Origin of the sequence: Shewanella sediminis HAW-EB3, from assembly GCF_000018025.1 — a bacterium.
GTDB lineage: Bacteria > Pseudomonadota > Gammaproteobacteria > Enterobacterales > Shewanellaceae > Shewanella > Shewanella sediminis.
Genome location: NC_009831.1, coordinates 2,604,659 through 2,628,624 on the forward strand (window position 1 = coordinate 2,604,659; position 23,966 = coordinate 2,628,624).

General features: G+C 48.8%; 21 protein-coding genes and 1 riboswitch. Of the genes, 3 read left to right on the plus strand and 18 right to left on the minus strand.

All coding sequences use genetic code 11. The annotated features are described in order from the left end of the window. The first annotated feature begins 345 nt into the window (after positions 1-345). The gene (locus SSED_RS11250; RefSeq protein ID WP_012142496.1) at positions 346-1,251 is read left to right on the plus strand and encodes an SDR family oxidoreductase; all 906 of its coding nucleotides are present in this window, start codon (positions 346-348) and stop codon (positions 1,249-1,251) included. A 134-nt stretch (positions 1,252-1,385) separates the two neighbouring features. Here the strand turns inward: SSED_RS11250 and SSED_RS11255 are convergent, their stop codons facing one another. The 16 genes from SSED_RS11255 to SSED_RS11330 all read right to left on the minus strand — a co-directional run bounded on the left by SSED_RS11255 (position 1,386) and on the right by SSED_RS11330 (position 20,556). Continuing rightward, positions 1,386-2,402, minus strand: a complete 1,017-nt coding sequence (locus tag SSED_RS11255; protein WP_012142497.1) for a TIM barrel protein — start codon at positions 2,400-2,402, stop codon at positions 1,386-1,388. A gap of 26 nt (positions 2,403-2,428) precedes the next feature. Continuing rightward, on the minus strand, positions 2,429-3,013 hold the full coding sequence (gene cobO / locus SSED_RS11260) for a cob(I)yrinic acid a,c-diamide adenosyltransferase (protein WP_012142498.1): 585 nt from the start codon (positions 3,011-3,013) through the stop codon (positions 2,429-2,431). Continuing rightward, the gene (gene cobS, locus SSED_RS11265) at positions 3,010-3,786 is read right to left on the minus strand and encodes an adenosylcobinamide-GDP ribazoletransferase (RefSeq protein ID WP_012142499.1); all 777 of its coding nucleotides are present in this window, start codon (positions 3,784-3,786) and stop codon (positions 3,010-3,012) included. The genes cobO and cobS overlap by 4 nt, the downstream gene beginning before the upstream one ends. Next, complete coding sequence (locus SSED_RS11270; RefSeq protein ID WP_012142500.1) at positions 3,783-5,147, minus strand: cobyrinic acid a,c-diamide synthase CobB; 1,365 nt, start codon at positions 5,145-5,147, stop codon at positions 3,783-3,785. The genes cobS and SSED_RS11270 overlap by 4 nt, the downstream gene beginning before the upstream one ends. Then, complete coding sequence (locus SSED_RS11275; protein ID WP_012142501.1) at positions 5,147-6,604, minus strand: cobyric acid synthase; 1,458 nt, start codon at positions 6,602-6,604, stop codon at positions 5,147-5,149. Before SSED_RS11275 ends, SSED_RS11270 begins: the two co-directional genes overlap by 1 nt. Beyond that, entirely contained in the window at positions 6,601-7,677 is a 1,077-nt protein-coding gene (locus SSED_RS11280; protein ID WP_012142502.1) for a nicotinate-nucleotide--dimethylbenzimidazole phosphoribosyltransferase family protein, read from the minus strand. Before SSED_RS11280 ends, SSED_RS11275 begins: the two co-directional genes overlap by 4 nt. After that, positions 7,678-8,319: a histidine phosphatase family protein gene (locus tag SSED_RS11285; protein WP_012142503.1), complete on the minus strand. Its 642-nt coding sequence runs from the start codon at positions 8,317-8,319 to the stop codon at positions 7,678-7,680. It lies immediately after the preceding gene. After that, entirely contained in the window at positions 8,316-8,882 is a 567-nt protein-coding gene (cobU, locus tag SSED_RS11290) for a bifunctional adenosylcobinamide kinase/adenosylcobinamide-phosphate guanylyltransferase (protein WP_012142504.1), read from the minus strand. Before cobU (SSED_RS11290) ends, SSED_RS11285 begins: the two co-directional genes overlap by 4 nt. Beyond that, on the minus strand, positions 8,879-9,778 hold the full coding sequence (locus tag SSED_RS11295; protein ID WP_012142505.1) for a cobalamin-binding protein: 900 nt from the start codon (positions 9,776-9,778) through the stop codon (positions 8,879-8,881). Before SSED_RS11295 ends, cobU (SSED_RS11290) begins: the two co-directional genes overlap by 4 nt. Next, entirely contained in the window at positions 9,779-10,306 is a 528-nt protein-coding gene (cobU, locus tag SSED_RS11300) for a bifunctional adenosylcobinamide kinase/adenosylcobinamide-phosphate guanylyltransferase (protein WP_012142506.1), read from the minus strand. Then, entirely contained in the window at positions 10,307-11,317 is a 1,011-nt protein-coding gene (locus tag SSED_RS11305) for a FecCD family ABC transporter permease (RefSeq protein ID WP_012142507.1), read from the minus strand. Further along, complete coding sequence (locus tag SSED_RS11310) at positions 11,304-12,116, minus strand: ABC transporter ATP-binding protein (RefSeq protein ID WP_012142508.1); 813 nt, start codon at positions 12,114-12,116, stop codon at positions 11,304-11,306. The genes SSED_RS11305 and SSED_RS11310 overlap by 14 nt, the downstream gene beginning before the upstream one ends. Positions 12,117-12,173: 57 nt before the next feature. Beyond that, positions 12,174-14,024 (minus strand): TonB-dependent receptor domain-containing protein, encoded by a 1,851-nt coding sequence (locus tag SSED_RS11315; RefSeq protein ID WP_012142509.1) that lies wholly within the window; start codon positions 14,022-14,024, stop codon positions 12,174-12,176. Positions 14,025-14,191: 167 nt separating this feature from the next. Next, a riboswitch (cobalamin riboswitch) is annotated at positions 14,192-14,362 on the minus strand. A 432-nt stretch (positions 14,363-14,794) separates the two neighbouring features. Further along, positions 14,795-17,977 carry an efflux RND transporter permease subunit gene (locus SSED_RS11320; RefSeq protein WP_012142510.1) on the minus strand — a complete coding sequence of 1,061 codons (3,183 nt, stop codon included), beginning with the start codon at positions 17,975-17,977 and terminating at the stop codon, positions 14,795-14,797. A 3-nt stretch (positions 17,978-17,980) separates the two neighbouring features. After that, positions 17,981-19,171 carry an efflux RND transporter periplasmic adaptor subunit gene (locus SSED_RS11325; RefSeq protein WP_012142511.1) on the minus strand — a complete coding sequence of 397 codons (1,191 nt, stop codon included), beginning with the start codon at positions 19,169-19,171 and terminating at the stop codon, positions 17,981-17,983. Positions 19,172-19,557: 386 nt separating this feature from the next. Beyond that, on the minus strand, positions 19,558-20,556 hold the full coding sequence (locus SSED_RS11330; RefSeq protein WP_012142512.1) for a DUF4382 domain-containing protein: 999 nt from the start codon (positions 20,554-20,556) through the stop codon (positions 19,558-19,560). 441 nt (positions 20,557-20,997) lie between these two features. Between SSED_RS11330 and SSED_RS11335 the strand changes: the two genes are divergently transcribed. Together SSED_RS11335 and SSED_RS11340 are read left to right on the plus strand one after the other, a co-directional pair. Next, a complete protein-coding gene (locus SSED_RS11335) occupies positions 20,998-21,372 on the plus strand; it encodes a hypothetical protein (protein ID WP_012142513.1) in 375 nt (124 codons plus the stop codon). Between the two features lie 263 nt (positions 21,373-21,635). After that, entirely contained in the window at positions 21,636-21,989 is a 354-nt protein-coding gene (locus SSED_RS11340; protein ID WP_012142514.1) for a P-II family nitrogen regulator, read from the plus strand. Positions 21,990-22,119: 130 nt separating this feature from the next. Here the strand turns inward: SSED_RS11340 and SSED_RS11345 are convergent, their stop codons facing one another. Together SSED_RS11345 and SSED_RS11350 are read right to left on the minus strand one after the other, a co-directional pair. Next, positions 22,120-23,373, minus strand: a complete 1,254-nt coding sequence (locus SSED_RS11345; protein ID WP_012142515.1) for a Y-family DNA polymerase — start codon at positions 23,371-23,373, stop codon at positions 22,120-22,122. Between the two features lie 135 nt (positions 23,374-23,508). Next, the gene (locus tag SSED_RS11350) at positions 23,509-23,934 is read right to left on the minus strand and encodes a LexA family protein (protein ID WP_012142516.1); all 426 of its coding nucleotides are present in this window, start codon (positions 23,932-23,934) and stop codon (positions 23,509-23,511) included. Positions 23,935-23,966 lie beyond the last annotated feature (32 nt).

Sequence of the window (23,966 nt, forward strand, 5' to 3'; positions counted from 1 at the left end):
CCTACGGTCGGTAGAGCATCGCGGGCGATCGTGTTTATTATTGTTAAATACTTGCGCTTGCAAGTTTGTTCAAAATATTTGATTCAAAGGCCTCTGTATGTTGATAGTGCTTTTAATCATCATCGATTTTTAATGTTCACGTTAAACGTATGTAGCTTTGTTACCGATAACATAGGGAGGTTAGGTTTAAGGCTACACCTGATTGAGAGAAAAACTATTGTTCAAAATTTTTGTACCTCATTGTCAAATCATTCCGATTTTATGATCCCAATGTAAGGCTTATTGTATGGTCAATGCGTTACCACTAGGGGAAACGCCCATACAAATTGATATTGGGAAATTATTATGTTGTCATCAATCTTAAGAAATATTTTGAATAAAGAGACTGTTTTAATTATCGGCGCAGCTGGTAATAACGGTGTTGCGACCATTGAATCACTGGTCAACAAAAACATCTCTAAGTATCGAGTTCGGGCCGCAGTTCGCAGTCAGGAAAAAGCACAAAATCTTCAAAATAGGTTTCCTGAAATAGAAACGGTTATTATCGATCTCGACAAGCCGGAAACACTTACCGCAGCTTACAAGAATGTGACTAAGGTGTTTATGATCCCCGGTAATGTTGAGAATCGACAACAGCATTCAGAAAACGCAGTTGACGCTGCCGTTGCAGCAGGTACGGTTAAACAATTTGTGTATTATTCTGTCGTTGGTGCTGAGTATGAAGCTATATTGTTCGGCAAGCAGTTCCGTGCAGGTGAGAAGTATCTGGAAGCCTCAGGCCTCAACTGGACTCATCTACGTACAATTTTCTTTCAGGATAATTTTCACGGTTGGGCCGAAGGAATCAAGCAAGGTGGCCTATATTTTGGTATTCGTGAAGGGCAATTTGCACCACTTAATGTCGCAGATATCGGTGAAATGGCGGCGAACCTTCTGACAACAGACGGCCATCAGCATAAAGCCTATAATGTCACCGGGCCAGAGCTCCTGTCAGGTCAGGATATGGCGGATGTCTTCACTGATGTTACTGGCAAGACTGTGAGTTATGTTTCACCTTCTACAGAAGATACTCTCGATTCTCTGTTAAATACCGGCTGGCCAGAGTGGCAAGCAAAGGGGATGCTTGAATTGTTCGAGGTATTTGCAACTAACCAAGCGGCTATGGTTAGCCCCGATGGTGAGCTGTTGATGGGACGTCCGATGACGAAGATGAAAGATTATATTGCGGCGAATAAAACAGCATTTATCTAATTACCGATTAAAGCAGCCTCCCAATTCAGCATTCTGAGCTGGGAGCCTGCTTTTTTAGGTTCTGGTGGCAATTAAATAAATTGTCTGCCGTTCATCGCAGCAATCTATTTCCAATGTTCAGGTGCTAATTCTATCTAAGCCGACATGGACCAGATCTGATAGGGCTTTGGTTTAGATGAGATCAATTGCTGTTGAATAGTGATGGCTTGTTGCCAACTGAAAAGGTTTTGTTTTGAGACCTCATGAACCAGAAAATTGGGTTCAATAGTATTAATTAGGCTGGAAAGTTCAGCATTATTAAACCCATTGTGAGGATCCAGGCCCGAGATATGTTTCAGAGCGATATCGAACTGTGACCAGAACTCACTACAATTTTGATAACTGGTTTGAGATTGCTCGCTTGGACAGCTTTTAATCTCTGAATCAGAGGTCAGATTGCTGTTGAGATGCAGGGTCTTTATCTCCGAATTTAGATCTAGCTGGTGTAATCTATTCATTAAAAATGATATCGCGCCAGACTCATCATTTAGGCTCTTATTCGTCGCCATCATATGGCCTGTATCAAAACAGATCCCGCATTTGGCATAGTTTATCCGGCTTCTAAGGTCGTCATACTCCTGTCTGCTATCCAGCCGGAAACTTTGTTTCCACCACATGTTTTCAAGCAGCAGCCAACCTTTGAATTGACTTCGTTTAAGCGCTAAGTTGAGCAGTTCGGCACACGCCGTGAAGGTGTCGTCCAGTGTCCAGGGGAAATTCTGGCTGAACAGGTGCTCCATGTCGCAATCCATGGGATGGAAAACCGCGTAGGGCGCATTGAGCTTAGCGGCGAGGTTGAGCTGACTGACCATAGTATTCACTATATGATCGGAATCTTTGCCGCCATAGAACTGCTCAACGGTCTGCCAGTCACCGAAGATCTTAAGTAACCTGCTGCTGTCGTTATAGAGCATAGGCGTTAATATGGGGAATGATTGCAGATGAAAGCCGCCGACGAGCTTAGCGGGAATATCCTCGGCATTGAGCACGCCGTGGGGATAGATCTCGAAACCTGACAGACTCATGTTACTGAGCCATTGCCCGGCGCTGCTCCAACTATTGAACAGGTGGCCGGGTTTTGGGGTAACGGTAATATTAGCTAACTGCTGCATCGCTTCTCCTTGCCGCATCGACCGGGCTACCAGTCGAGCCCTTTACGTGCCTTGAGGCCCTGATGAAAAGCGTGCTTCTCGGGGCGCACCTCACTAACGGTATCGGCATACTCTTTTAGCTCCCGATGGGCCGCTCTGCCTGTGATAACCACAGACATCTCTTTGGGTCGCTGCTTAAGCGTGGTAATGACCTCATCGAGATCGATAAAGTCCCAGGTGATCATGTAAGTAAGCTCGTCCAGCAGCACCATATCCAGCTGTGGATCTTGCAGCCAAGCCTTGGCTTGTTGCCAGGCCTGCTGTGCGGCGAGTTTGTCCTTGGCTTTGTCTTCGCTGTTCCAGCTGAAGCCGGTCGCCATGGTATGAAAGGGTACGCCGCGGGACTCAAGCAGGTTACGTTCGCCGCACTCACCGACACCTTTGACGAATTGCACCACGGCGACATCCTGTTTGTGGCCCAAGGCGCGGACGATATTGCCAAACCCTGCGGTGGTCTTGCCCTTACCGTTACCGGTAATGATCAGCACCTGACCACGCTCCTCTTGAGCGTTTTCTACGGCTTTTTCGACATTTTCTTTGTGTTGCTTCTGTTTTTTAGGGTTATAACTCATGGGGATACCGTTATTTGAAAGTGATAGATAACAAAAAATATCAGACCTGCGATCTCGACTATCTGCTGTGTGGCGCCTAAGGTGTCGCCGGTATAGCCCTGGATATGGCGCTGCATCAACTTAATCATGGCGATAAATGTCAGCAGCCAGACAGTGAGTAATGCAAGCGCGGCAGATAGGGGCAAGAAAGCCAATGGCAGCGCGCCGCAGATGCAGAGAATGAATCGGTTTCTCAGTGGCAGTGCGGCGTCTTTTTGTGGTGTCTTGTTGTCACTGTCACAGTCCCTGGCATAGGGAAGATAAACGGCCACCAGCCCGGCAACTGCTCGGCTGCCGGCATGACAGATAATCAGGGCGCTGCAGGCCGCTGACAGTGAGAGCTGTGACAGGGCCATAACCTTGATGGCAAAAGAGGCGACGAGCGCTAATACCCCATAGGCACCTATCTGGCTGTCTTTCATGATGGCAAGTTTACGGCTGCGCTCCCAGCCACCGCCGAACCCATCACAGAGATCAGCCAGCCCATCTTCATGAAATGCACCGGTCAGCAGTATTATCCCCACCAGAGTCAATACCACCGCCAGCTCTTGTCCCATCAATGCCGTGAAGGTATAGAGCAAGCAAGCTGCGATAACACCGATAAACAGGCCTATCAGGGCGAACCAGCGACTGGCCTGGGCGATAGCTTCGCTGTCTTTCCCTACCCATTGAGGCATAGATAAGCGGGTGAGAAAGCTGGCGGCAGCGAGAATGGCGCCCAGATGTCGCTTCATATCGAGGCTCCATCTGTACAATTGAGTTGACCCAGAAAGAGTCGACAAACCAGCTGTGGTGAACTTGGCAGATACCAATGAACATAGGAGGCGAGGGTGTTGCGGTGCAGATACACCCGCTCCTGCATTCGGGTTTTACCCGCCTGGGATGCAATTGCGATTGGTAGCTGAGTTATATCAGATTTGGAGTAGTGGAAGCAGTGTCCGGTCAAGCTATGGCCAATGATTTCGGCGCTAAGCATACCCAGACCTTGCAGTTTATCCTGCATCGATGCTTTGCCTGGCAATGCGCCCACCATATCGGTCGTCTCTCCGCTCTTCGTCGTCAATTGATCCAGCAGATAGAGCATGCCGCCACATTCGGCCAGGGTTGGTTTATTACTCTGAATGTGATGTTTGATAGAGGTGCACATTGAGATGTTCTCGCTCAGTGCTTTTAGGTGTAGTTCCGGGTAGCCTCCGGGAAGATAGAGGCTGTCAGCCGTTGGTAAACTCTTGTCGTTAATTGGGGAGAAATATTGAATCTGAGCACCTAAGCTTTCAAGCAGGGTGATGTTGTCCTGATAGATGAACGAGAAGGCGGCATCTTTGGCTACGGCTACGGTTTGGCCACTAAGATGCTGGGATGCCAAATTTGATACTGGTGCTGAGGATAAAAAATTGTCCGATTCACTGTCAGGTGCTTCAAAACAGACGGGGGCAGGTAGCGGCAGTACGCAGCTGTCTCCCAGGGCTTTCGCGGCTCTGTCCAACCACTCGTCTATCCCCTCTATCTCGCTCGCCTGTACCAGGCCAAGATGTCTTTCCGGTAGGGCGAGGCTGCTGTCCCGCGGCATGGCACCACAAAACTCGATGCCATCAGGCAGGCTATCTTCAAGCATGGCGGCATGCCCCGGGCTGCCTACATAGTTGGCGATAACACCGAACAGGTTGACGTTATCCTGATAGTGGGCAAGACCATAGGCGATCGCCCCGAAGGTTTGTGCCATCTTGGCTGCGGGGATCACCGCAAGCAGTGGAATACCGAATTTGGCGGCAAGGTTAGCGCTACTGTTGGCCCCATCGAACATGCCCATCACACCTTCGATAAGAATCAGATCGGCTTCCAAGGCGGCCTGATAGAGGTGCTGTCTGCAGATGGTTTCGCCCATCATGCCTAGATCCAGTTGATGGGCAGGAGAACCGCTGGCGAATTCATGAAAGATAGGGTCGATAAAGTCCGGTCCGGTTTTAAAGACTCTGACTTTCTTGCCCCGGTTGCTCCAATACCTTGCCATGGCGGCGACCAAGGTGGTTTTACCGCTGTCGCTACCTGGCGCCGTGACAAACAGGGCGGGGCAATAGGCGTTATCTAAGCTCATTAGCGCCAGCCCTCGATGCCGCTAAACAACGAATCAAGATCTAACGACTCCTCCAGACTATCGGCGAGCCGGTTAAGGTTCTCTTCTCTGAGCGCCGACATATCCTGTGCTTTTTGTTGCTGGTAGCCTGCCCAATTGAGCAGTGCATTACAGGCGTCTGGCTCATCGAAGATGCCATGCAGGTAACTACCCAGTACTTGATTGTCACAACCTAGTGCGCCGTCGAGCTGGCCATTTAAAGTAACAGGTTGCAATTCATTTACCTCACTGACACCGGCATGTATCTCGTAGCCTGTAACCGGATGAGTTTTGCCATTCAGCTGCAGTTCACCACTTACCTGTTTTAAGGTTTTTTGAGTATCAAGAGTGGTTGTAACGTTGAGATAGCCAAGCCCTTCACTATTGCCCTGTTCTCCTTCGACGCCATGGGGATCATCAATGCTGCGACCGAGCATCTGATAGCCGCCACAGATCCCGATCAACTTTCCGCCAAATCTAAGATGACGAGCGATCTGCTTGTCCCATCCGCGATCTCTGAGCGCCATTAGATCGCCGCGGACACTCTTGGATCCGGGGAGAATAATTAAGTCTGCAGGCGGCAGATCATCACCGGGCTTAACAAAGCAGAGATCGACACCGGGGTGAAGTCTCAGGGCATCAAAATCGGTATGATTACTTATTCGTGGCAGGCCGGGAACGACGATCTTAAAATGGGTATCATCATCGAGCTGCTGCTGATTGATGGCATCTTCCGCCTCCAGATACAGACCATGCAGATAGGGCACAACGCCCAGCACAGGCACGCCGGTTTTTTCGGTGAGCCAGGTAAGGCCGCTTTCCAGTAGGGTGACATCGCCTCGGAAACGGTTGATGATAAAGCCCTTAACCAACAGCTTCTCTTCATCGGACAGAAGATCGAATGTGCCATAGAGGTGCGCGAAAACGCCGCCTCTGTCGATGTCGGCAACGATCACCACAGGCGTCTTTGCCGCTAGCGCAAAGCCCATGTTGGCAATATCGTGTTCGCGAAGATTAACTTCTGCAGGGCTACCCGCGCCTTCGACCAATCTGGCCTGCATACCTTTTCCCAGGAACTCGAAACTTTCTAATACCATCTCGAGCAGTTGGGGTTTAAAGGTGTGGTAACTGACGGCATCCATATCCTCTATGGCCTTGCCGCGAATGATCACCTGAGCCCCCGTATCGGTATTGGGTTTAAGCAGTACCGGATTCATATGCACGCTCAAGGGGAGGTTGCAGGCCTGCGCTTGTACAGCCTGGGCTCGGCCAATCTCGCCGCCATCGGGGGTGACGGCGCTGTTGAGTGCCATATTTTGCGGCTTGAAAGGGGCCACGGCGATACCTTTACGTGCCAGAACCCGGCAAAGCCCGGCAACCATAACGCTTTTACCTGCATCACTGGTGGTGCCTTGCACCATCAATTTATATCCGCTCATGCAACGTTTTCCTTTAATGACAGGTTTTTATCTAAGAAATTATTAAGATGACAGTGAACGGCCTGTTCCAGTGACTCGATGATTACCTGCTCACTCCACCCCAGTTCTTCGGCAAGTACCAGACAGCCTCCCAGACCGCAGCCTTCGACCACTTGCCCCTGCTCATAGACATTGAGACAGTCCATTACAGAGGCATTAAAACTGGTGTTATTGGCGTTAATGACATCGTCATCGCCTAAGTGTTTTATGATGTGAAGCCCGTCGCCCTTGAGTACCCAGCGTGTTGTAGAAATGGTGACGGCTTGTTTGAACTCTTGTGCTCGTCTTGCGCCTAACAGTGGTGCTACAAACATCATGCCGCCGGCAAACTGGGGTAGCGGCAAGTGAGCGGGCCACTGACGAACAAGACCACAGATGGCTTGTTGAATTTCGTCATGAAATTGCGTATCCGCCAGAAGTATATCCAGCTCAAACTTTTCATTGTCATGAAGATACACTTGCTCAAGCTGTGTCAATATTGCGGATTTACTGGCTAACTTCTGTTTGTCCAGTGTGCTGCCCGCCGGAGAGAGGCGTAAGCCGGTCAGCAGTCTCAGCCAGAGTGTGGAAAATGTCGTGCCTCCGACGCCGCATTCGGCCAGGATGCTGATGCAGTTACGTTCTGCCTGAGAAGTAAGAGTTGGCAGAAGATGTTCATTGACTAAGTTATCGGTGTCGCTATTGATGCCGCCAAAGTGCTGATTAACACTGAGCCATTCTTGCGACTCGACCTGAGGCTGAGGCACATTGAAGTTGAAGCTATTAAACTCTATCCGGTAGCCAGCCTTGTAAAACATTCTAAGCAGACCTCGGGTCAGGACAGCCGGGCTGACGCCGCGATTAGAGAGCAGACCATCACCGCTTAGCTGTATCCCGGGCAGGGGCGTCTTGCTTTGGCCGGAGGTGATAAGCTCACTATCTCTGGTGGGAGTGAGGTGCATAAGGTTTTGGCCCACGCCCGCATCGGAGAGTTGATGGAGACCGGGAAGATGGGTCGCCGCGCCGTTTAAGATATTAAAACAGATCGTTTTCATTTAGTTATCCATCAAAGAGTTAAGAGATACGCTCGGATTGATTAAGCCTTGAAGCTGCGGCCACAGGGTGTCTTCTTCATCGATATAGGTGTTGAAATGCAACAGCGCCGCATGCTCGAGCTGAACCCGACTCAGATGTGGGTTGCTCTCTTGAGTGCTACACAGAAGCCATGCCAGGACCATCCGCATCACTCCTGAATGACAGACGATTAACAGACGCTGGCCTCTGTACTTACGGCTTAGCTCATCGATACTCGTCGTCAGTCGTTTCAATAGATCTGAAGTTGACTCGCCGTTTGGTGGCGTGTGTTTAAAGGGGGCGTGCCAATATTGGCCGTAAGCTTGCTCCGGGTCTTCCCATAGCCTGGCGATGCTGTCGCCATCCCAATGACCGAAATCGAGCTCTTGCCAGGCCGCATCGATGAAAAGGCTGCTGTTATGTTTTTGGGCCAGGTTCTGGGCGTATGCCTGACACCTGACAAGCGGCGAGCTGATGATGATGTCGAATGCCAGTGAGTCACTGCTCTGATCCATCTGCTGCCAGCCTTTAGCCGTCAGCGGCGGGTTGGTACGGCCGAGGAGGCAACCTGATTGCTCTGGGAGTCCATGGCGCAGCAGGGTAAATTGGGTGTCGTTTTTCATATGGCACCTTTGTCGGTTGTTTTGCTATCCGGTTTACGATGTTGAGACGAAGCTTTAGCGGGGTCTTTCAATCGAGTCGTGAGCCCGCCCTGACAAAAGTTGACCCTATCGGCAATGGCGGCAATCTTCTGGTGCATGAGTCCACTTGAGGTCACAAACTGCTGACTCATCTCATCATCCGGGATCAGGCTTTGACCCACCTCGGTACTGACCAATACCAGGTGGCATTGAAGTGAGGTGAGTGTGTGGCAGAGTCGTTCGATCTCATCTATTAAACAATGTTCCGCCATAAGCTGATTGGTGAGCCAGAGCGTCAGACAATCGACGATGATCACGCTCTGTTTTGCATCCAATTCAGTCAGGCTTGAGGCCAGTTCCAGAGGGATCTCTGCGGTTATCCAGTCATTGGGTCTCTGCTCACGGTGCAGGGCGATACGCTCCGCCATTGAGACGCTAGCTGTTGCCGTCGCTATATAGGTTGTCGGGAGGTCAAGATCACTCACCTCTTGCTCGGCTAACCCTGACTTACCACTTCTGGCACCGCCGATATATAAGCTGATCATTGGATTGCAGCCTTTTGGATAGACAGTTTCTGTGATTGTTTCTGTGATTGTTTCTGAGCACGGGCCTGTGCCACTTTTTCACACACCTGCTGCATGCCTTTTAACACCCGCGGCCCGGTTCTATGGACAAGATCGCCTTCGATGGTAATGATCTGCTCATTTGCAACTGCAGGGATCTCCGGCCATTCGACCCAGTTAATGGCCTCCTGATTACTGTTACCGTGGTATATCGGCTTGATGATCATCTCGGGTGTAGAGGAGAGGACCTGCTCAAGACTCACCTGGGGATACTCACTGACACTGTCAGCGAAGACGTTATTGGCGCCGCAACCTACAAATATCTCATTCATCCAGCTGCTGGCCGTCGTCGTGAGTGGCGCAGGCCAAACCTGATAAAAGAGATCGATACGGGCCAGGTCTTGATACTGGCTCTTGATCCCGGCCAGAGTGCTTTCAAATTTCTCTGCACTCCGTTTTGCTTCTTGCTGTTGACCAGTTATATCTCCTAACTCCAGCAGACGCTGTGGGATCTGCTTCAGCTCACTGACGCTTGAGTCTATCAAGGTAAAGCCCAGCTCTTTGAGTCTTGTCTGCATAGGGGCTGAGGTGGTGCTGGTGTTGACTATGATGGCATCAGGCTGAAGCAGCATCACCGCTTCATAATCGATAAAATCGTAACGACCGATACGACGAATTTGGTTTGCTTCATTGGGATAATCGGCATACTCGACCGTACCTATGATGGTATCTCCGGCGCCGATTTCGAATATCATCTCGACGGCATGGGGTGCCAATACGATTAAGCGAGGTTGCTTCTCGGCGCTGGCAGAAGAACTACAGCTTAATGCCAGACAGAAAGTCAGACAAAGCGCCAGCAGGGGACTTGGATATCTCATTTATGCCTCCATCGACTTAATCACCAGAGGTAAGCCGGCTATCGCCATCGTGACCCTGTCGACCTGTTTTGCCAGGCTTTGATGTAACCAACCGGATTCATCGACAAACTCACGTGATAACTCACCCAAGGGGACTACACCTTGACCGACCTCGTTACTGATAAAGACAACCTCTCCGGGGAGCTCATTCACAACGTCCAATAAGGCCTGCTTCTCCTGTTTCCATACCCGGTCACTCAGCTGTATGTTCGACAGCCACAGGGTCAGACAGTCGACTAAGATAAGGTTATCGCTCCGGCTCTCTTCAATCAGGATTTGGGCCAAATCTAAACTTGTCTCGACGACCTTCCACTCCTGTGGGCGGTGGCTTTTATGGTGAGCGATACGCTTAGCCATGGCACCTTCGGTGCTTTCTGCCGTCGCAACCAAGATGACGTCACCGCTTGTGCGAGTCTGCCAGGTTTTGGCATATTCCTGTGCCAGTCGGCTTTTACCCGACCTTGCACCACCGATAATTAATTGCTTCATCTATCTATGCCCCTGTTTACGCTTAACCAACAAACCGATGAAAAAGACACTACCCAGCATGGCGGTCATCACACCGACAGGAAGTTCCTGTGCCGGCAGGATCAGTCTGGCCAACAGATCGACCCACACCATGAGTACGCCACCGAGCAAAGCCGTGGCAATGAGAGAACTTGAACTTGCTGAACCGATAAGCATGCGGACGATATGAGGTACCATCAGTCCGACAAATCCGATACCACCGCAGGCCGCCACTAATGATGAGGTCATCAGGGCTGTAAGAATTAACATGCCTAAACGCAGGGGGAGAACTGCAACGCCCTGAGTATGAGCGCTCTCGTCGCCGGCCATCAGTGCCTGCAATGGGCGCTGAAATTGGTAAATAATCACAGTGGCAATGATCACAATAAAGCCAGGTACCATGAGTGTGCTCCAGGTGGCACGGCTGAAGCTGCCAAGAGACCAAAACAGCACTGCCTGCATGGCTTGGGGATCGCCGAAGTACAAAACAAGGTTGGCAATTGATGAGAGCAGGAAGGAGATGGCGACGCCCGATAGCACCAGGGTTTCAACCTGGCCATCCCGTGCCATCACCACCACAACGGCGACGGCAATCAAGGAGCCTAAAAATGCGCTAACAGGCAGGGGAAGAAAGGTTAACCCACCTGTGAGTGCCAGAATCGCCCCAAGGGATGCCCCTGCGGAGATGCCGAACAGGTAAGGATCGGCGAGGGGGTTTCTGGTTACGCTTTGAAGTACAGAGCCCGATACCGCGAGCCCGGCACCACATACCATAGCCATCAAGGCCCGTGGCATTCTGAGTTCGATGATGATGCGATCTGCCAGTGACGTGTTTGATTCTGTCTGGAACAGGGTCGTGACACTGCGGCCTATGGCGCCAATTACTTCGGCCAGGCTGATGTCGGCACTGCCGAGCACAATGGCAATCAAGGGCGATATCACAGCCAAGGGGATCAAGAGTGCCAGTAACAGTGTAGGGTTAAACAGCCGCATGGCGTACCCCGTCGAAGTGGTAGGTGACCCTGGGATGAGTGCCTTTTGGGTGTCTGTCCACCTCGGTTTTAATACCGTAAATATTTTCGATACTTGCAGGGGTTAACACCTGCGCAGGAGTGCCGTGCTTTATCAGTTTGCCCTCCCGGAGAAGAAGAAGCTTATCGCAAAAGGCACTGGCAAGATTAAGATCGTGAATGCTGGCTACGACTGTGATATCCAGGCTTTTTATCAGTTTTAAGATCTCAACCTGATACCCGACATCGAGGTGATTGGTTGGCTCATCGAGGAGTAAGATCTCAGGTTTTTGCAGTAGCGCTCTGGCGATCAGCAACCTCTGCTGCTCGCCACCGGAAAGTGACTCAAAAACCTGTTCGGCTTTATCGGTCAGATCCACAAGCGACAAGACGCGGTCAATCTCCACCTTCTCAGCGTTGTGGTCGATGCGCTGCCACCATTTTTGCTGGTTTATCAAACCGGTCGCCAATAACTGCCTTGCAGTCATCGAGAAGCCTACATGGGTGTGTTGTAACACCACGGCGACTTTCGAGGCGAACTCCCGATGTGAAATCGAGTCGATATTTTGGTTATTAAGGAATACCTTGCCACTATCGGGACTCATGTACTTATACATGCAGCGCAACAAGGATGATTTTCCAACACCATTGGGTCCCAAGATGCCGACAAAATCGCCTCTTTCGATGGTGAAGCTTAAGTCGTCGAGCACCTTCTTAGATGAAGTTGCCCAACTCAGGTGATTAACTTCCATGTGAGAGTTAGACTGAAATTTTGTTGGCATTACTAGGGTATCCAATGTTGCGCCGGCAATGCCGACGCAATTTGCTGCTATCTAAGGTTAAAAAGCCTGGTAGCTCACGCTTAAAAACAGTTGGCGGCCGGGGCTGAAGTAGTTACGATCTGAGATGATCTCTTCATCGAGCAGGTTATTGGCCTTCAACCTGAGTTGCCATGCTTCGGCAAGCTTATAACCGATACTCATGTCGACCTGATGGTAGGCATCCAGGAAGTCAGTCACGCCGTCATAGTCATAATCGCCGGCGTTACGCTCGCCCTGATAGTGATAGTTAACCAGCAGATCGAACTCAGACCAGGTATAGCTGAGCGCATAATCAAACTCATGTTCGCTTCGGCCCACTAACTGTTCGTCACTTTCCCCATCTACCGCGTCGATGTAGCTGTAACCCAGCTGATGTTCAATATCCCAGGTGCTGTAGTTAAGGGAGAGTTCTACTCCGGTTATCTCGGCATCTTCAATATTGTCCGGTTTCCAGATATCGTAGCCATAATCATCTTTCTCACCTGTAGGGGCCCACTGGATCAGGTTATCAATCTTGTTTTGGTAGATACTCAAGTAACCACGCAGGTAATCGCCGGTATAGCTGATGGTGAGATCCAGATTTTCGGATGTCTCAGATACCAGCTCCGGATTACCTGAATCTGGCCAATAGAGGTCATTGAAACTTGGGGCCTTGAAGCCTGTTCCTGAACTGGCAGTAACACGCCATTGGTCATTGAATTGATAGGCCAGACTCGCGTTATATGAGGTTTCGCTATCGATATTTTCAACATCGTCGTAGCGAATAACTCCTTCCATCAAGAGTTTGCCAATTTGGTAGCGTGCCAGGCCATAGATGCCAAGTAGATCGCGCTCGTCGACGGCATAGTCACCCTCGATAGATTCCTTCGACCAGTCGACGCCGCCAATGAAGGTCAGGTCATCGTTTGCCGTGTATCGGTTACTCCAGTTGAGCTGATCACGGGTCGTTTCATATAAATTGACGCCTAAACTCGGGTCTTCTGCGCGAAAGTTCTCATTCTTATCCCGTGATTGACCAAGGGCCAACTTGCTGGTTAACTTCTCTGTTTGATATTGCGCCGCGATGTTCACCAGGTAGTTATCGTAGTCGGCCTCATTAACACCGGGCCCGTAATAACCCATATTGTCATACTCGTAGTTACCGCTCTCCAGTTGACCTGCCCAGGTAAGCTGCCATTGCTGATTAAGGTTTTGCAGGCCGTTAACGCTCACGCCCAAACGGTCGTAACCGTCATTGTCATCTTCTGCATCGTTTTTAATATCGTATCCATCGCTCTTTTCACGATTGATGCTGATGCTGGTATGGCCGTCACCGTGGCTTACGCCCGCACCGGCACTGGCGCGCATATAGTCATCACTGCCATATTCGGCAGAGGCATACCATTCACCGCCCTCTAATTTACGGGTGAAAATCTGAATAACACCACCGATGGCGTCGCTGCCCCAAACAGCGGCTCTTGGGCCTTTAACGACTTCGATACGTTCAATATTTTCAGGGGTGAGGGCGTTGAAACTCACAGCGCCCAGGGTTGCCGAGCCGATACGAACACCGTCTACGAGAACCAATACATGATCGGTGTTTGTTCCACGCATGCTAATGGAAGCGGATTGTCCGGCGCCGCCATTGCGGGTCACACTGACGCCAGGTAAGGTTTCTAACATATCAACCACAGACTTAGGGTTGAGTCTGGCTATCTCCTCTCTCTCGATGGTATTGATAACGGTGAGTTGCTGATCCGCAGTGTTGTCAAATCTGTCACCCGTTACCGTAATAATATCATCTACGGGATTGGCTGGTGCTGTAGCGGCGGCTGAAAATGTCTGGCATATCGCGATAGTTAGTACTGAGAGTCGCAGTTTAAAACTCATGGTTAACCTTTATTTATTTGAGTTTGAAATTTGCGGGAAAATGCGTCATGGTTAAGCCTTTTTTTAAAGACTCATCCTTATGACGAATAGATAATAAAGGTGTGAAATATTAAGTTTTGGGAAAACCCAGACACCTGCATCGTCTACTTGCTCAAGAAACCCGCTTGAGTCAATAGTTCTTCTGGGTCGGTTTCCTGGCTCACAGCATCTAGAAACATTCCTTCCCGGTTTTACCAGTGGTAATAATGTTTCGCTCTGTTTACAGTTGCAGGTACAGCCGTGGGGTCTCACCACGTTCCCGATTAAGTTAAATTAACGCCCTTAAGTCGATGCGAATATAGCGATAATGACATAGCTTGAACATGGCGAAGATCACACACAAAGTTTAAAATGAAAAAGACTGTTACTTCTTACAGTCTTTTTTATTAAGGTTTGCCGTATAGTGTTTAATAGGATAAATTTAACTCAAACATCAATAGGTTGCATCTTTTCGAGTTTCTCTTAACCGTCGACATTTCTCTTACTAAGTCGAAAGCGGCTTTTAGTTTTAGTCTGAGCTTTGGTCTGAGTTCATGTGGTCGAAAGGTTGGATTTTCTTTAACTCCTGTTCTGGCTATATAATGAACAGTATATTGTGACCGGGTATACTAATTGTTTTACTATTTGTTTTACCCTTCATAAAAAATGCCGCTCTGATGTAGAGCGGCATTTTTGTATTGAGCCATTAATCTTTTGCCGATGTCGGCTAGAACAATCTTATTTAAGCTACTCTATTTGATTAGCTCTGGCTCCATTCCATGATCTGCTTCATGGTGGGCTCGTGATTTACTGCCAAACAGTTTCTTAATGTCCTCGATAGCAAGATAGAGACATGGGATCAGCATCAATGTAACCACCGTCGCAAACAGCACGCCGAAGGCGAGTGAGGTTGCCATCGGGATCACCATCTTGGCCTGCATACTGGTCTCAGTCATGATTGGCATCAAACCGATGAAGGTGGTCAGAGAGGTCAGCATGATGGCTCTGAATCGTCGACACCCCGCTTCCAGCACCGCTATTTTCATCGCTATGCCGGACTCTCTGGACTTGTTGATGTAATCGACCATCACCAGAGAGTCATTCACCACCACACCCGCCGCAGCAATAATACCGAACAGCGACAGGGCACTGAGATCGATGTCCATAATCATATGACCGAGTACTGAGCCAATCACACCAAATGGGATCACGGCCATGATCATAAGAGGTTGTGAATAAGATTTTAGCGGTATTGCCAGTAAGCTATAGATGATCAGCAAGGATATGATGAAGTCACGTAACTGAGTCTTAGCGCTGTCCATCTGCTCTTGAATATTGCCCGAGACTTCACTCTTCACTCTCGGGTATTTCTTCAATAGCTGAGGCATAAAGTTGTCGCGGATATCCTGAGCCAGCTTAAATGGCTCGGCTTGATCGGCATCGACAGAGGCCCAGACATTAATTGTCCGGTTACCGTTCTCACGACGAATACCATTCACACCTTGTGTCACCGTGATATTCGCGACCTCCGACAGAGGTACCTCGGCGCCTTGAGGCGTCACAATCAATACCTCGGATACCTGAGCGATAGAGTTACGCTGCTCTTCAGGGTAGCGGAGCATCACCTTTATCTCTTCACCGTTTCTTAAGATCCGCTGTGCTTCCAGGCCATAGAAACTATTGCCGACCTGTGAGGCGATATTGGCTAAGGTAAGCCCCAAACCATAAGCTTGCGGTTTAAGCTCGAACTGCACCTCTTTAGCGCTGGACTGTCGACTGTCGTTGACATCACCAACCCCCTTGAGTGAGTTCAGTTTTGCCTTAAGCTCCTGCGATGCGGCGACGAGTTGCTCTTCGTTTTTTCCTTCGAGACGGAAACTGATATCGCCATCGTCACGACCACCGCCAAACAGGTTGTCCTGAACTTCGAATGATTTCATTCCCGGGATAAGGGGCATGGCTTTACGCCACATCTCCGCCAGTTCGAAAGTATCGAGTGGTCTTATCTCAGGGTCGACCAACTTGGTCATTACTTTTGCCGAGGTACGTCCCTCGAGATCGACCTGCATATCGGAGATCATACCCTGGCCATATTTCTCTTCGAGCTGCTTATCGACGTTATAGATGGCTTTTTCTATTGCCAAAGCCGCAGATAGCGTCGCTTTCTCAGAAGCATCCACATTCATCTCAAAGGTGACGCGTGGGAAGTCATGGGGGATCTTAGGCTGTCCGATGAAACGTATCATGCCGCCCGCGTATAAACCGGCGCAGATCAGTACGAAGCTGATGAACAACATGATAACCGTATAGCGGTACTCGACTGCCATGGTCAGCGTGGGTCTATAGACGTTCTGGATCATTTTTTTCAGGTTTGAGTCGACTTTACCCTGGACGAAATTGACGCCGTTTCGTAGCCAATCTATCGGATTTTTAGAGCCCGGTTTGACTATGGTCTTTTTCTTCATCCGCGCCAGGTGGGCCGGCAAGATAAGTTTTGACTCGACCAATGAAAATATCAGACACAGAATAACGATATAGCCGATAGCTTTACCGAAGGCGGAGGAGGGACCATCGTCCATCGTCAGGGGTAAAAATGCGGCTATGGTTGTCAGTACGCCGAAGGTGGCGGGCATGGCAACGCGTTTAACCCCGCGGATGACATTATCAAGGCTCTGCCCACTTTGTTCGCACTCTTCATGGGCACTCTCGCCCATGACGATGGCGTCATCGACGACGATACCCAAGACTAAGATAAAGGCGAACAGGCTGATGACGTTAACGGTAACATCTATCATGGCCATAGGCATAAATAGCAAGGTACCCAAGAAACAGACCGGTAGTCCCATCATCACCCAGAATGCGAGACGGACGCGCAGAAATAGTGCGAGCATCAAAAATACTAAGACGGCACCGGTTTTCATGCTATCTAACATCAAGTCCAGTCGACCTTCCAGATAGTAGGTCATGTCGACCCAGGTCTCGAGTTTAAGCCCTTCAGGCAATACTTCCTGTTTCTTGGCTACGTAAGCTTTCACCACATCCGCGACATCGGTCATGCTCTGATCGTTAGCGGCGCCGATAAAGAAAGTGACTGAGTTTTTACCGTTAAACTTAGAGTATTGGATCCCTTCCTGGAATCCATCGATAACCGTTGCGATATCGCCCAGCAGTACTGTGGTTCCATCATCGAGTGTGATCAGTGGCAGATTTTCAAATTCGTATCCCACATAGGCCTGATTTTGAACTCGTAGGTTAATATAACCATTTTCGGCTCTTATCTGTCCTGCCGACATATTGCGGGAAAACCCTCTGACCGCGGCGGCAACGTCGTTAAAGCTCAGACCAAACTCCCGAAGCCTGTCTTTACTGACCTCGATGGCGATCTCATAGTCGAGCCCACCGTAGAAATCGGTAATATTGACCAGTGGAAGTTGCATCAATTCATCATGGATCTTTTCACCTAACTCTTTGAGCTGCCTCGGTGTCATATCACCATATAAGCTCATGTAGAGTACTTCTTGACGCAGTTTTATCCGTTCAACCTTAGGTCGCTCCATGCCATCGGGGAAACTGGATATTGAATCGATCTCTGATTTTATCTCATCCAGTACTATCTGAGGGTCGTAAGAATCTTCTATTCGGAAGTAACCCCTGGCCGAATTACGATTTGAGTAGGTGATCACACGTTTAAGCCCCTGAACACTCTCGAGCGCCTCTTCGACTTTTATTGTGATCCCCTCTTCAACTTCCTGTGGGGCGGCTCCCGGGTAGAAAGCATTAAATTCAACCCAGTTTATCTCTATCTGAGGGAAAAACTGTTTACGTATGGTATCGGCGGTCAAGAGACCACCTAATATAATGATGAGCATCAGAAGGTTCGCCGCGACACTGTTGCGCGCAAACCAGGAGATGATGCCTCTGTTTGTATCCGGCATCGTTTACTCCTTCTCTTCCATCGCTAACTGAGTCTCAGACTCTTCAGAATCATCCTCTTGTAGGATCTTATCTTCAGGCAGGGCCAGCTGCATCCCCTCTACCGGATAATCCAGCGCCGAGGTGATGATGTTCATCCCTGCATCAAGCCCTTCAGATATAACGACTTCGGCCCCAAACTGTCGAATGATGTTAACCGGCTTGTATCGTAATTTTTTCTCATCGTCCAATACTGCGATCTGTCCATTTACGATAAGGTGTCTTGGGACAACGGCAACATTACCTGCGTCATTACCGGCAATATTTGCGGTCACATAGGTGCCGTATCTCAGCTCGCTTTTATCTGACTTTAGTCCGTAAGGATCGATCACTTCGGCAACCAGATAGGTCATTCGGCTGCGACTATCGATAACGCCTTCACTGCGTACAACAGTGCCTGTCCACTCCTGCTTCTCACCACCGAGATCGGCAATTAAATTAACCTTGGCATTTTTACCTTTTTTGATTAGGTATTGGAGCTCTTTATCTGCAAGGGGGAGGCGAACTTCTGCATTATCCGTATTTAATACTTTACCCAGAGGAGTGCCTTTACTGACGTAGGAGCCTAAACCAATATTTCTGCTTTCGATAAGGGCATCATAGGGCGCTTTAATGGTGGTGCGCTCGACATTTCGCAGTGCGCGCTTAAGGCCAGCTTCAGAGGAGTTCAGTTTCGCTATCTCTTGAGCCAGCTGTGGTTTTCTAAGGCTTAGCTCGGTCGGTACGCCATCCTTGATCCGTTTCCATTCCTCTTCGGCTACCTTACCGTAGGCCTTTTCCTGAACCAGGGTCGCTCTGGCGGATGCCAGAGTGGCCTGGGCATCGATAAGGTCGGCGTCATAATCACTGGAGTCAATTTTGGCCAGAACAGTGCCTTTCTTAACAAATCCACCTCGTACAAAACTCTCCGACAGGAAGACTATCTCACCGTTAACTTGAGAAACCAGCTCTGTTTCATATTTAGCACTGACGATACCGTAGGAGTTGACAGAGAATGTCATAGGTTTAATTTCGACCTGCTTGACGGCAACTAATGGGGTATTGTCAACCGCCTCTTTCTCTTCGGGTGGTTTCTTCATTGCCGACATCGCAACGAAACCGCCGATCCCAACGGATAATACGACAATAGGCAAAATAATCTGTTTTTTTGTAGCCACGAACACTTCCTCTTGTTGAAGCCAGTTTTTTTATTATTAACTTTTGTAAACACATACGTTTAACTGTGTATCTGCTACAGAATTTGGCGAAAGAATAATTTAAGCTGAATATGTTAATTGATCTGCGTCAATGTTACCTGTGGATTGTGTAAATATGTATGTCAACTTTATGGGATTTATGTCAATCGCCGATGGGAGTCACGTTAGCTGTTGAAAATTAGTGGCTATTTTTAGTGTTGGGGGGGAGGCGAAGGCATTCATTCAGATCACTAATAAATGTTAAAAGCTATATGTTAAAAGCTCTGTGAAGGGAAGTATTTAAGAAAGTGCTTCGCTGTTTTCTCTAAAAAAGAGGCTCCAAAATCTGAAGCCCCTAAAACAGTGAATTATCCGCCGTGTCTGCCACCACCATGGTGGCCACCGTTGCCTCTTCCACATTCATGTACTGTCTGTTGCCCCCCCTGAGAACCTGTCTCTATGGAGATAGAACCAGAATCCTTAAATATCACAAATGGGCCGCTACTGATATCGTCGGCTATTGGATCATCCAGGTGCCCTAAGCAGGTATAACCCACTCTGTATTCACCTGCAGGCAGGTATCCCATGGCGAAGTGCCAGTTACCGTTAATATCCTGCATCATAGGACTTACCGCCGAAGGTGCTGTAAGTCCACTTGGTGGCGTCGTTCCCATGTCTGCCATCTGACCTATATCAGTGACTGTATTAGGGTAGAGGTAGGCTAAATGGGTAAATTGTCCGCCAGTTGGAACTAAACCTGAGTATGTTGTTTCGCAGTCGGCTATCCATTGTGGATCGACTTCTCCTATCAAGTGACCCATATAGCGATTGTCTACACTCCACATCCCTTGATGATTTAATTCATATTGGCCTTGATGGTAGGAAAGCCCGCGATAGAGGTCGATCTCCATTGTGAGTGAAAGATGCTGCCCTGCGACCAGTTCGAAATCACGGACCGGTAAGTGTCCATCTGTCACATGCAGACCGTGGCGCCCCTGGCCGTCCTCTATGTAACACCCCTGATTACCATCACCCTGATGAACTGTAATATAGGCATCGTGATAATCACCCTGAGGCAGATCAATGCCCGAGACCACCATATGGCTGTCCATACCCTGATAATCGAGCAGGTTAAATGTCATATCTTGCAGGTCGTGCCTGTGTACGACTCCTGCTGCATCGGTCATCACCAGCTCATTCAAGACCATGCCTAAACGTGAAACGCCAGACATGGGGGAGTCGGAGATAGCTAATGATAACTTCGCTGTTGGCAACACCGTTTCTTTTTCAGGATCGGAGCTATCACTTCCGCATGCGCTAACCAGTAGCAGTGAGGATAACAATAAGAGTGCTGTATTGGTTTTCATAGTAGGGCCGATATTATATGAATTTTATCTTATACTACTCCTTTATGGGTAGTCGCTGTTGATCTATGTCAATTGTTGCTCAAGATTTAATCATGTTACGACTAAGGTCTAGTTGTGGTATGGCTGTTAAGGGCTAAGTCGATGAGTCTGATGATTGTTAGCTGGCTTGAGGCTTACTGCCGGTTGTTGATCTGTGTCAAAAGTGGGGCGAAACAGTTAAAAAAATGTTTCTTTGTGTGAGATGATGCTTAGGGTGAACTATTATTGGAGTCGGAAGTAAGAAGCAATGAAGCTTAAACAGGCTTATTAGCCATTATGTGTAGAGTGCCGGATAGGCTTTATTTTCAGGTATTCGATACATTTGGGTTTTAATAGGATGCTTCATATAACAATAAAATCAGTTGTTTCTATTAGAATTTGTGACTTAATGAGGAAGGTAAAATGAGTGATTTAGACCACAGAGGCGGTGTAAAAGAAGTTAACCTTGTTGTCAGACATCTGAAGCTAGAGGGGATCACAGCTGAAAATAAGCAGATTATCATAGATGAGATCGATCAAATTATCGGTATCGATAGTGTCTCTTATGATGATGAATCTTCTACGTTAAATGTTGCCTATGATGCGACCCACTGTAATCTGGATGGAATCGAGGAACATATAGAGGCTCATGGAGCCGAGCTGTCACACGGCTGGTGGACGCGATTTAAAGAGGGCTACTACAAGTACGTCGATCAAAACGTCAAAGACAACGATGAGAATGAGCCCGTTCCCCGTAACTCATTACCAAAAGCGTTACCTGGCAGTAAGAAGCACTAGCGCTCAATAAAAGTATTCAACCCTTCAAATATGAGGGGTTGATTGATTCTTGATGTCGTCATTACCTATCACTTCCCTCAACTTCATCTAACAGGAACGTCGGGCGAATCGTCTTTCGTCCTGCTTTCCATAACCTCGTCATTTATTTGCACAATTTGTCATAGGCTCCGGTTATTTACGGCTAAACTAGTTAATGGGATGTTCGTTCTTCATTGGCTATGTTTTTAGCTACTCGAGTTAACTCATTTTGAAAGGAGTTCTGTATGAAGCTTAAGAAAATCACTGCGGTTATAGGGGATATGCAACTTGAGAGTGTTCAACATGCACTCGAGGCGCATGGCATCAGCGGTTTTACGGTGTTTACCGTCAGAGGACGAGGTAAATACAGTAACTTATACACTCAAGATCAGTTAGTTGGTCATACTCAGCTGGAAGTTTATACCAGCGCTGAACATGTTGATAACGTAGCTAAACTCATCATGAAGGCCGCCGAAATTGGTGAGATCAGCATAGGTTTTGTCGCCGTTACCGATGTAGAGCAGTTGCTTTGGGTTCATGAACAGCGTGTTGTCAATGAAGATGATTTTAACTATTTTGAAAAGGAAGCCGAGAGATGATTCGGCATAGCATGGGTTAATCTTTTCATACCCCGTAATAGCTGGTTGATTTTTTTATCAGATTAACCAGCTTGCTCCCTTCTTATTTTTCTAGCACAACTTTGTTGGCATCTACCTACGGTCAGTACCTCTAGCACTGTATCTTAGGCAGATCCTTCCAGCATGTGGTGTATTGGGGGCTAAGGTATTGTCTGCGCATGCTCCATTTCGGGGTGATCCCCTGGGCAGCCATAAAGAGTGAGTCTGAGCCATACCTATGGTTAAGCCTATCGTACACCCGCATTAATGCGGGGTTTTTAGGAGGCTCAAACAGATCCCCCTGCAGATGTGCTTCGCTGACCAGATCGATCAAGCCTACACCCACCTTGTAGTAGCGGACCCCTTCTCGAAATTGCCGTGCGGCTATGCGGTTGACCACCTCGGTGATCTCGCCGGTATCGTTAGTAGGATAAGCAAAACGGTGGGTGATTTTAAAGCCAGTCGGGTGTTCATCGAAGGGGGAGTTCGATGCAAAAATATGTATTACCGAACACAGTGAGCCTTGCTCTCTTGCCTTGCTGGTGGCTATTCCCGCATGTTTACTTAATGCCTGTTGCAGTGAGGTGGCATCGACTATCCGCTCACCCATGCTACGTGTGGAAAATATCTGCTGCTTATCTGCGCGGGCCTCGTCCCAGCCTTTGCAGGCTTCGCCATTGAGCTCACGGACGGTGCGTTCGACCTCAATGCTGAATTGCTTTCTGGCAATCCCGGGCGCCATTTGAGACAGGGCATAGGCGGTCTTGATGCCCATCATATCCAGGCGCTTAGCCAAGCGGCGCCCGATCCCCCATACATCTCCCGGGAGCATTTTAAGTAAGATCGCTTTACGTTGCTGTGGATTGTCGATTAGGCAGACACCATGATATCCCTCATGTTTCTTTGCGGCATGATTAGCAATCTTGGCCAGGGTGAGCGTCTCTGCCATGCCAACGCACACCGGTAAGCGGGTCTCTTTCCAGACGGCACGCCTCAAGGCCTCACCATGCTTAATTAAACAGGGGATCGCCGTAGAGCAGTGTTTAAAGGAGAGAAAGGATTCATCGATGCTGTAGATATGCTGTTCGGGCGCAAAGCGGCCTATGACCTCCATCATACTGGCCGACAACGAGCCGTAGAGTTCATAGTTTGAACTGAGTGCAATCACGCCCAACCGCTCACATTGTGACTTAACCTTGAAAAAGGGCTCGAACTTGGGGATCCCGGCATCAACGGCCTGACGATTCGCCGCTACGATACATCCATCGTTGTTCGACAGAACCACAATCGGGCGACCGCGCCATTCGGGACGAAATACCTGCTCGGCGGAGCAGTAAAAGGAGTTGGCATCGACCAAAGCAAACATCTATCTCCCCCTTGCTATCGGTATCAATGTTAAATATTCAGATACGAGTCGCAATGGGGAACAGAGGTGTCTACAACACAATTGATTGCGAATAACTGGACTGGCTACGACTTTCACGTCAAATTTATTCACGAATCAACTCTCAACCTGACCTGTACCTTTTGTCAGCAGAGGACTTGGGCGGTGGCACCGTATCGACCGTACAACAACGCCCTCAACGCTAAACTGATCATACTCATGTATGGTCACCGGCAGGTGTTCATCGCTGGCTGACAGTAATAACCGCCTGTAGGTATCAATAATTTTGCAGACAAAACAGCCATTATAATTAGCGACGATCACATCTTGATTTTTAACGGAGACATGCCTGTCTACGATAAGAATATCCCCATCGAATATACCGATATTCTGCATCGAGTTGCCGCTGGCCTGGCCGATAAAAGTGGCGCTGGGATGTTCGACAAGCAGTTCATCCAGGCTCAGCGGTAGCTGCTTATAATCTGCTGCCGGACTCTCGAATCCGGTAATACCGGCGCAGGCTGAGATTGGGATCACTTTCATAAGTTAATAATTCACCGCGTACTGTATAAATA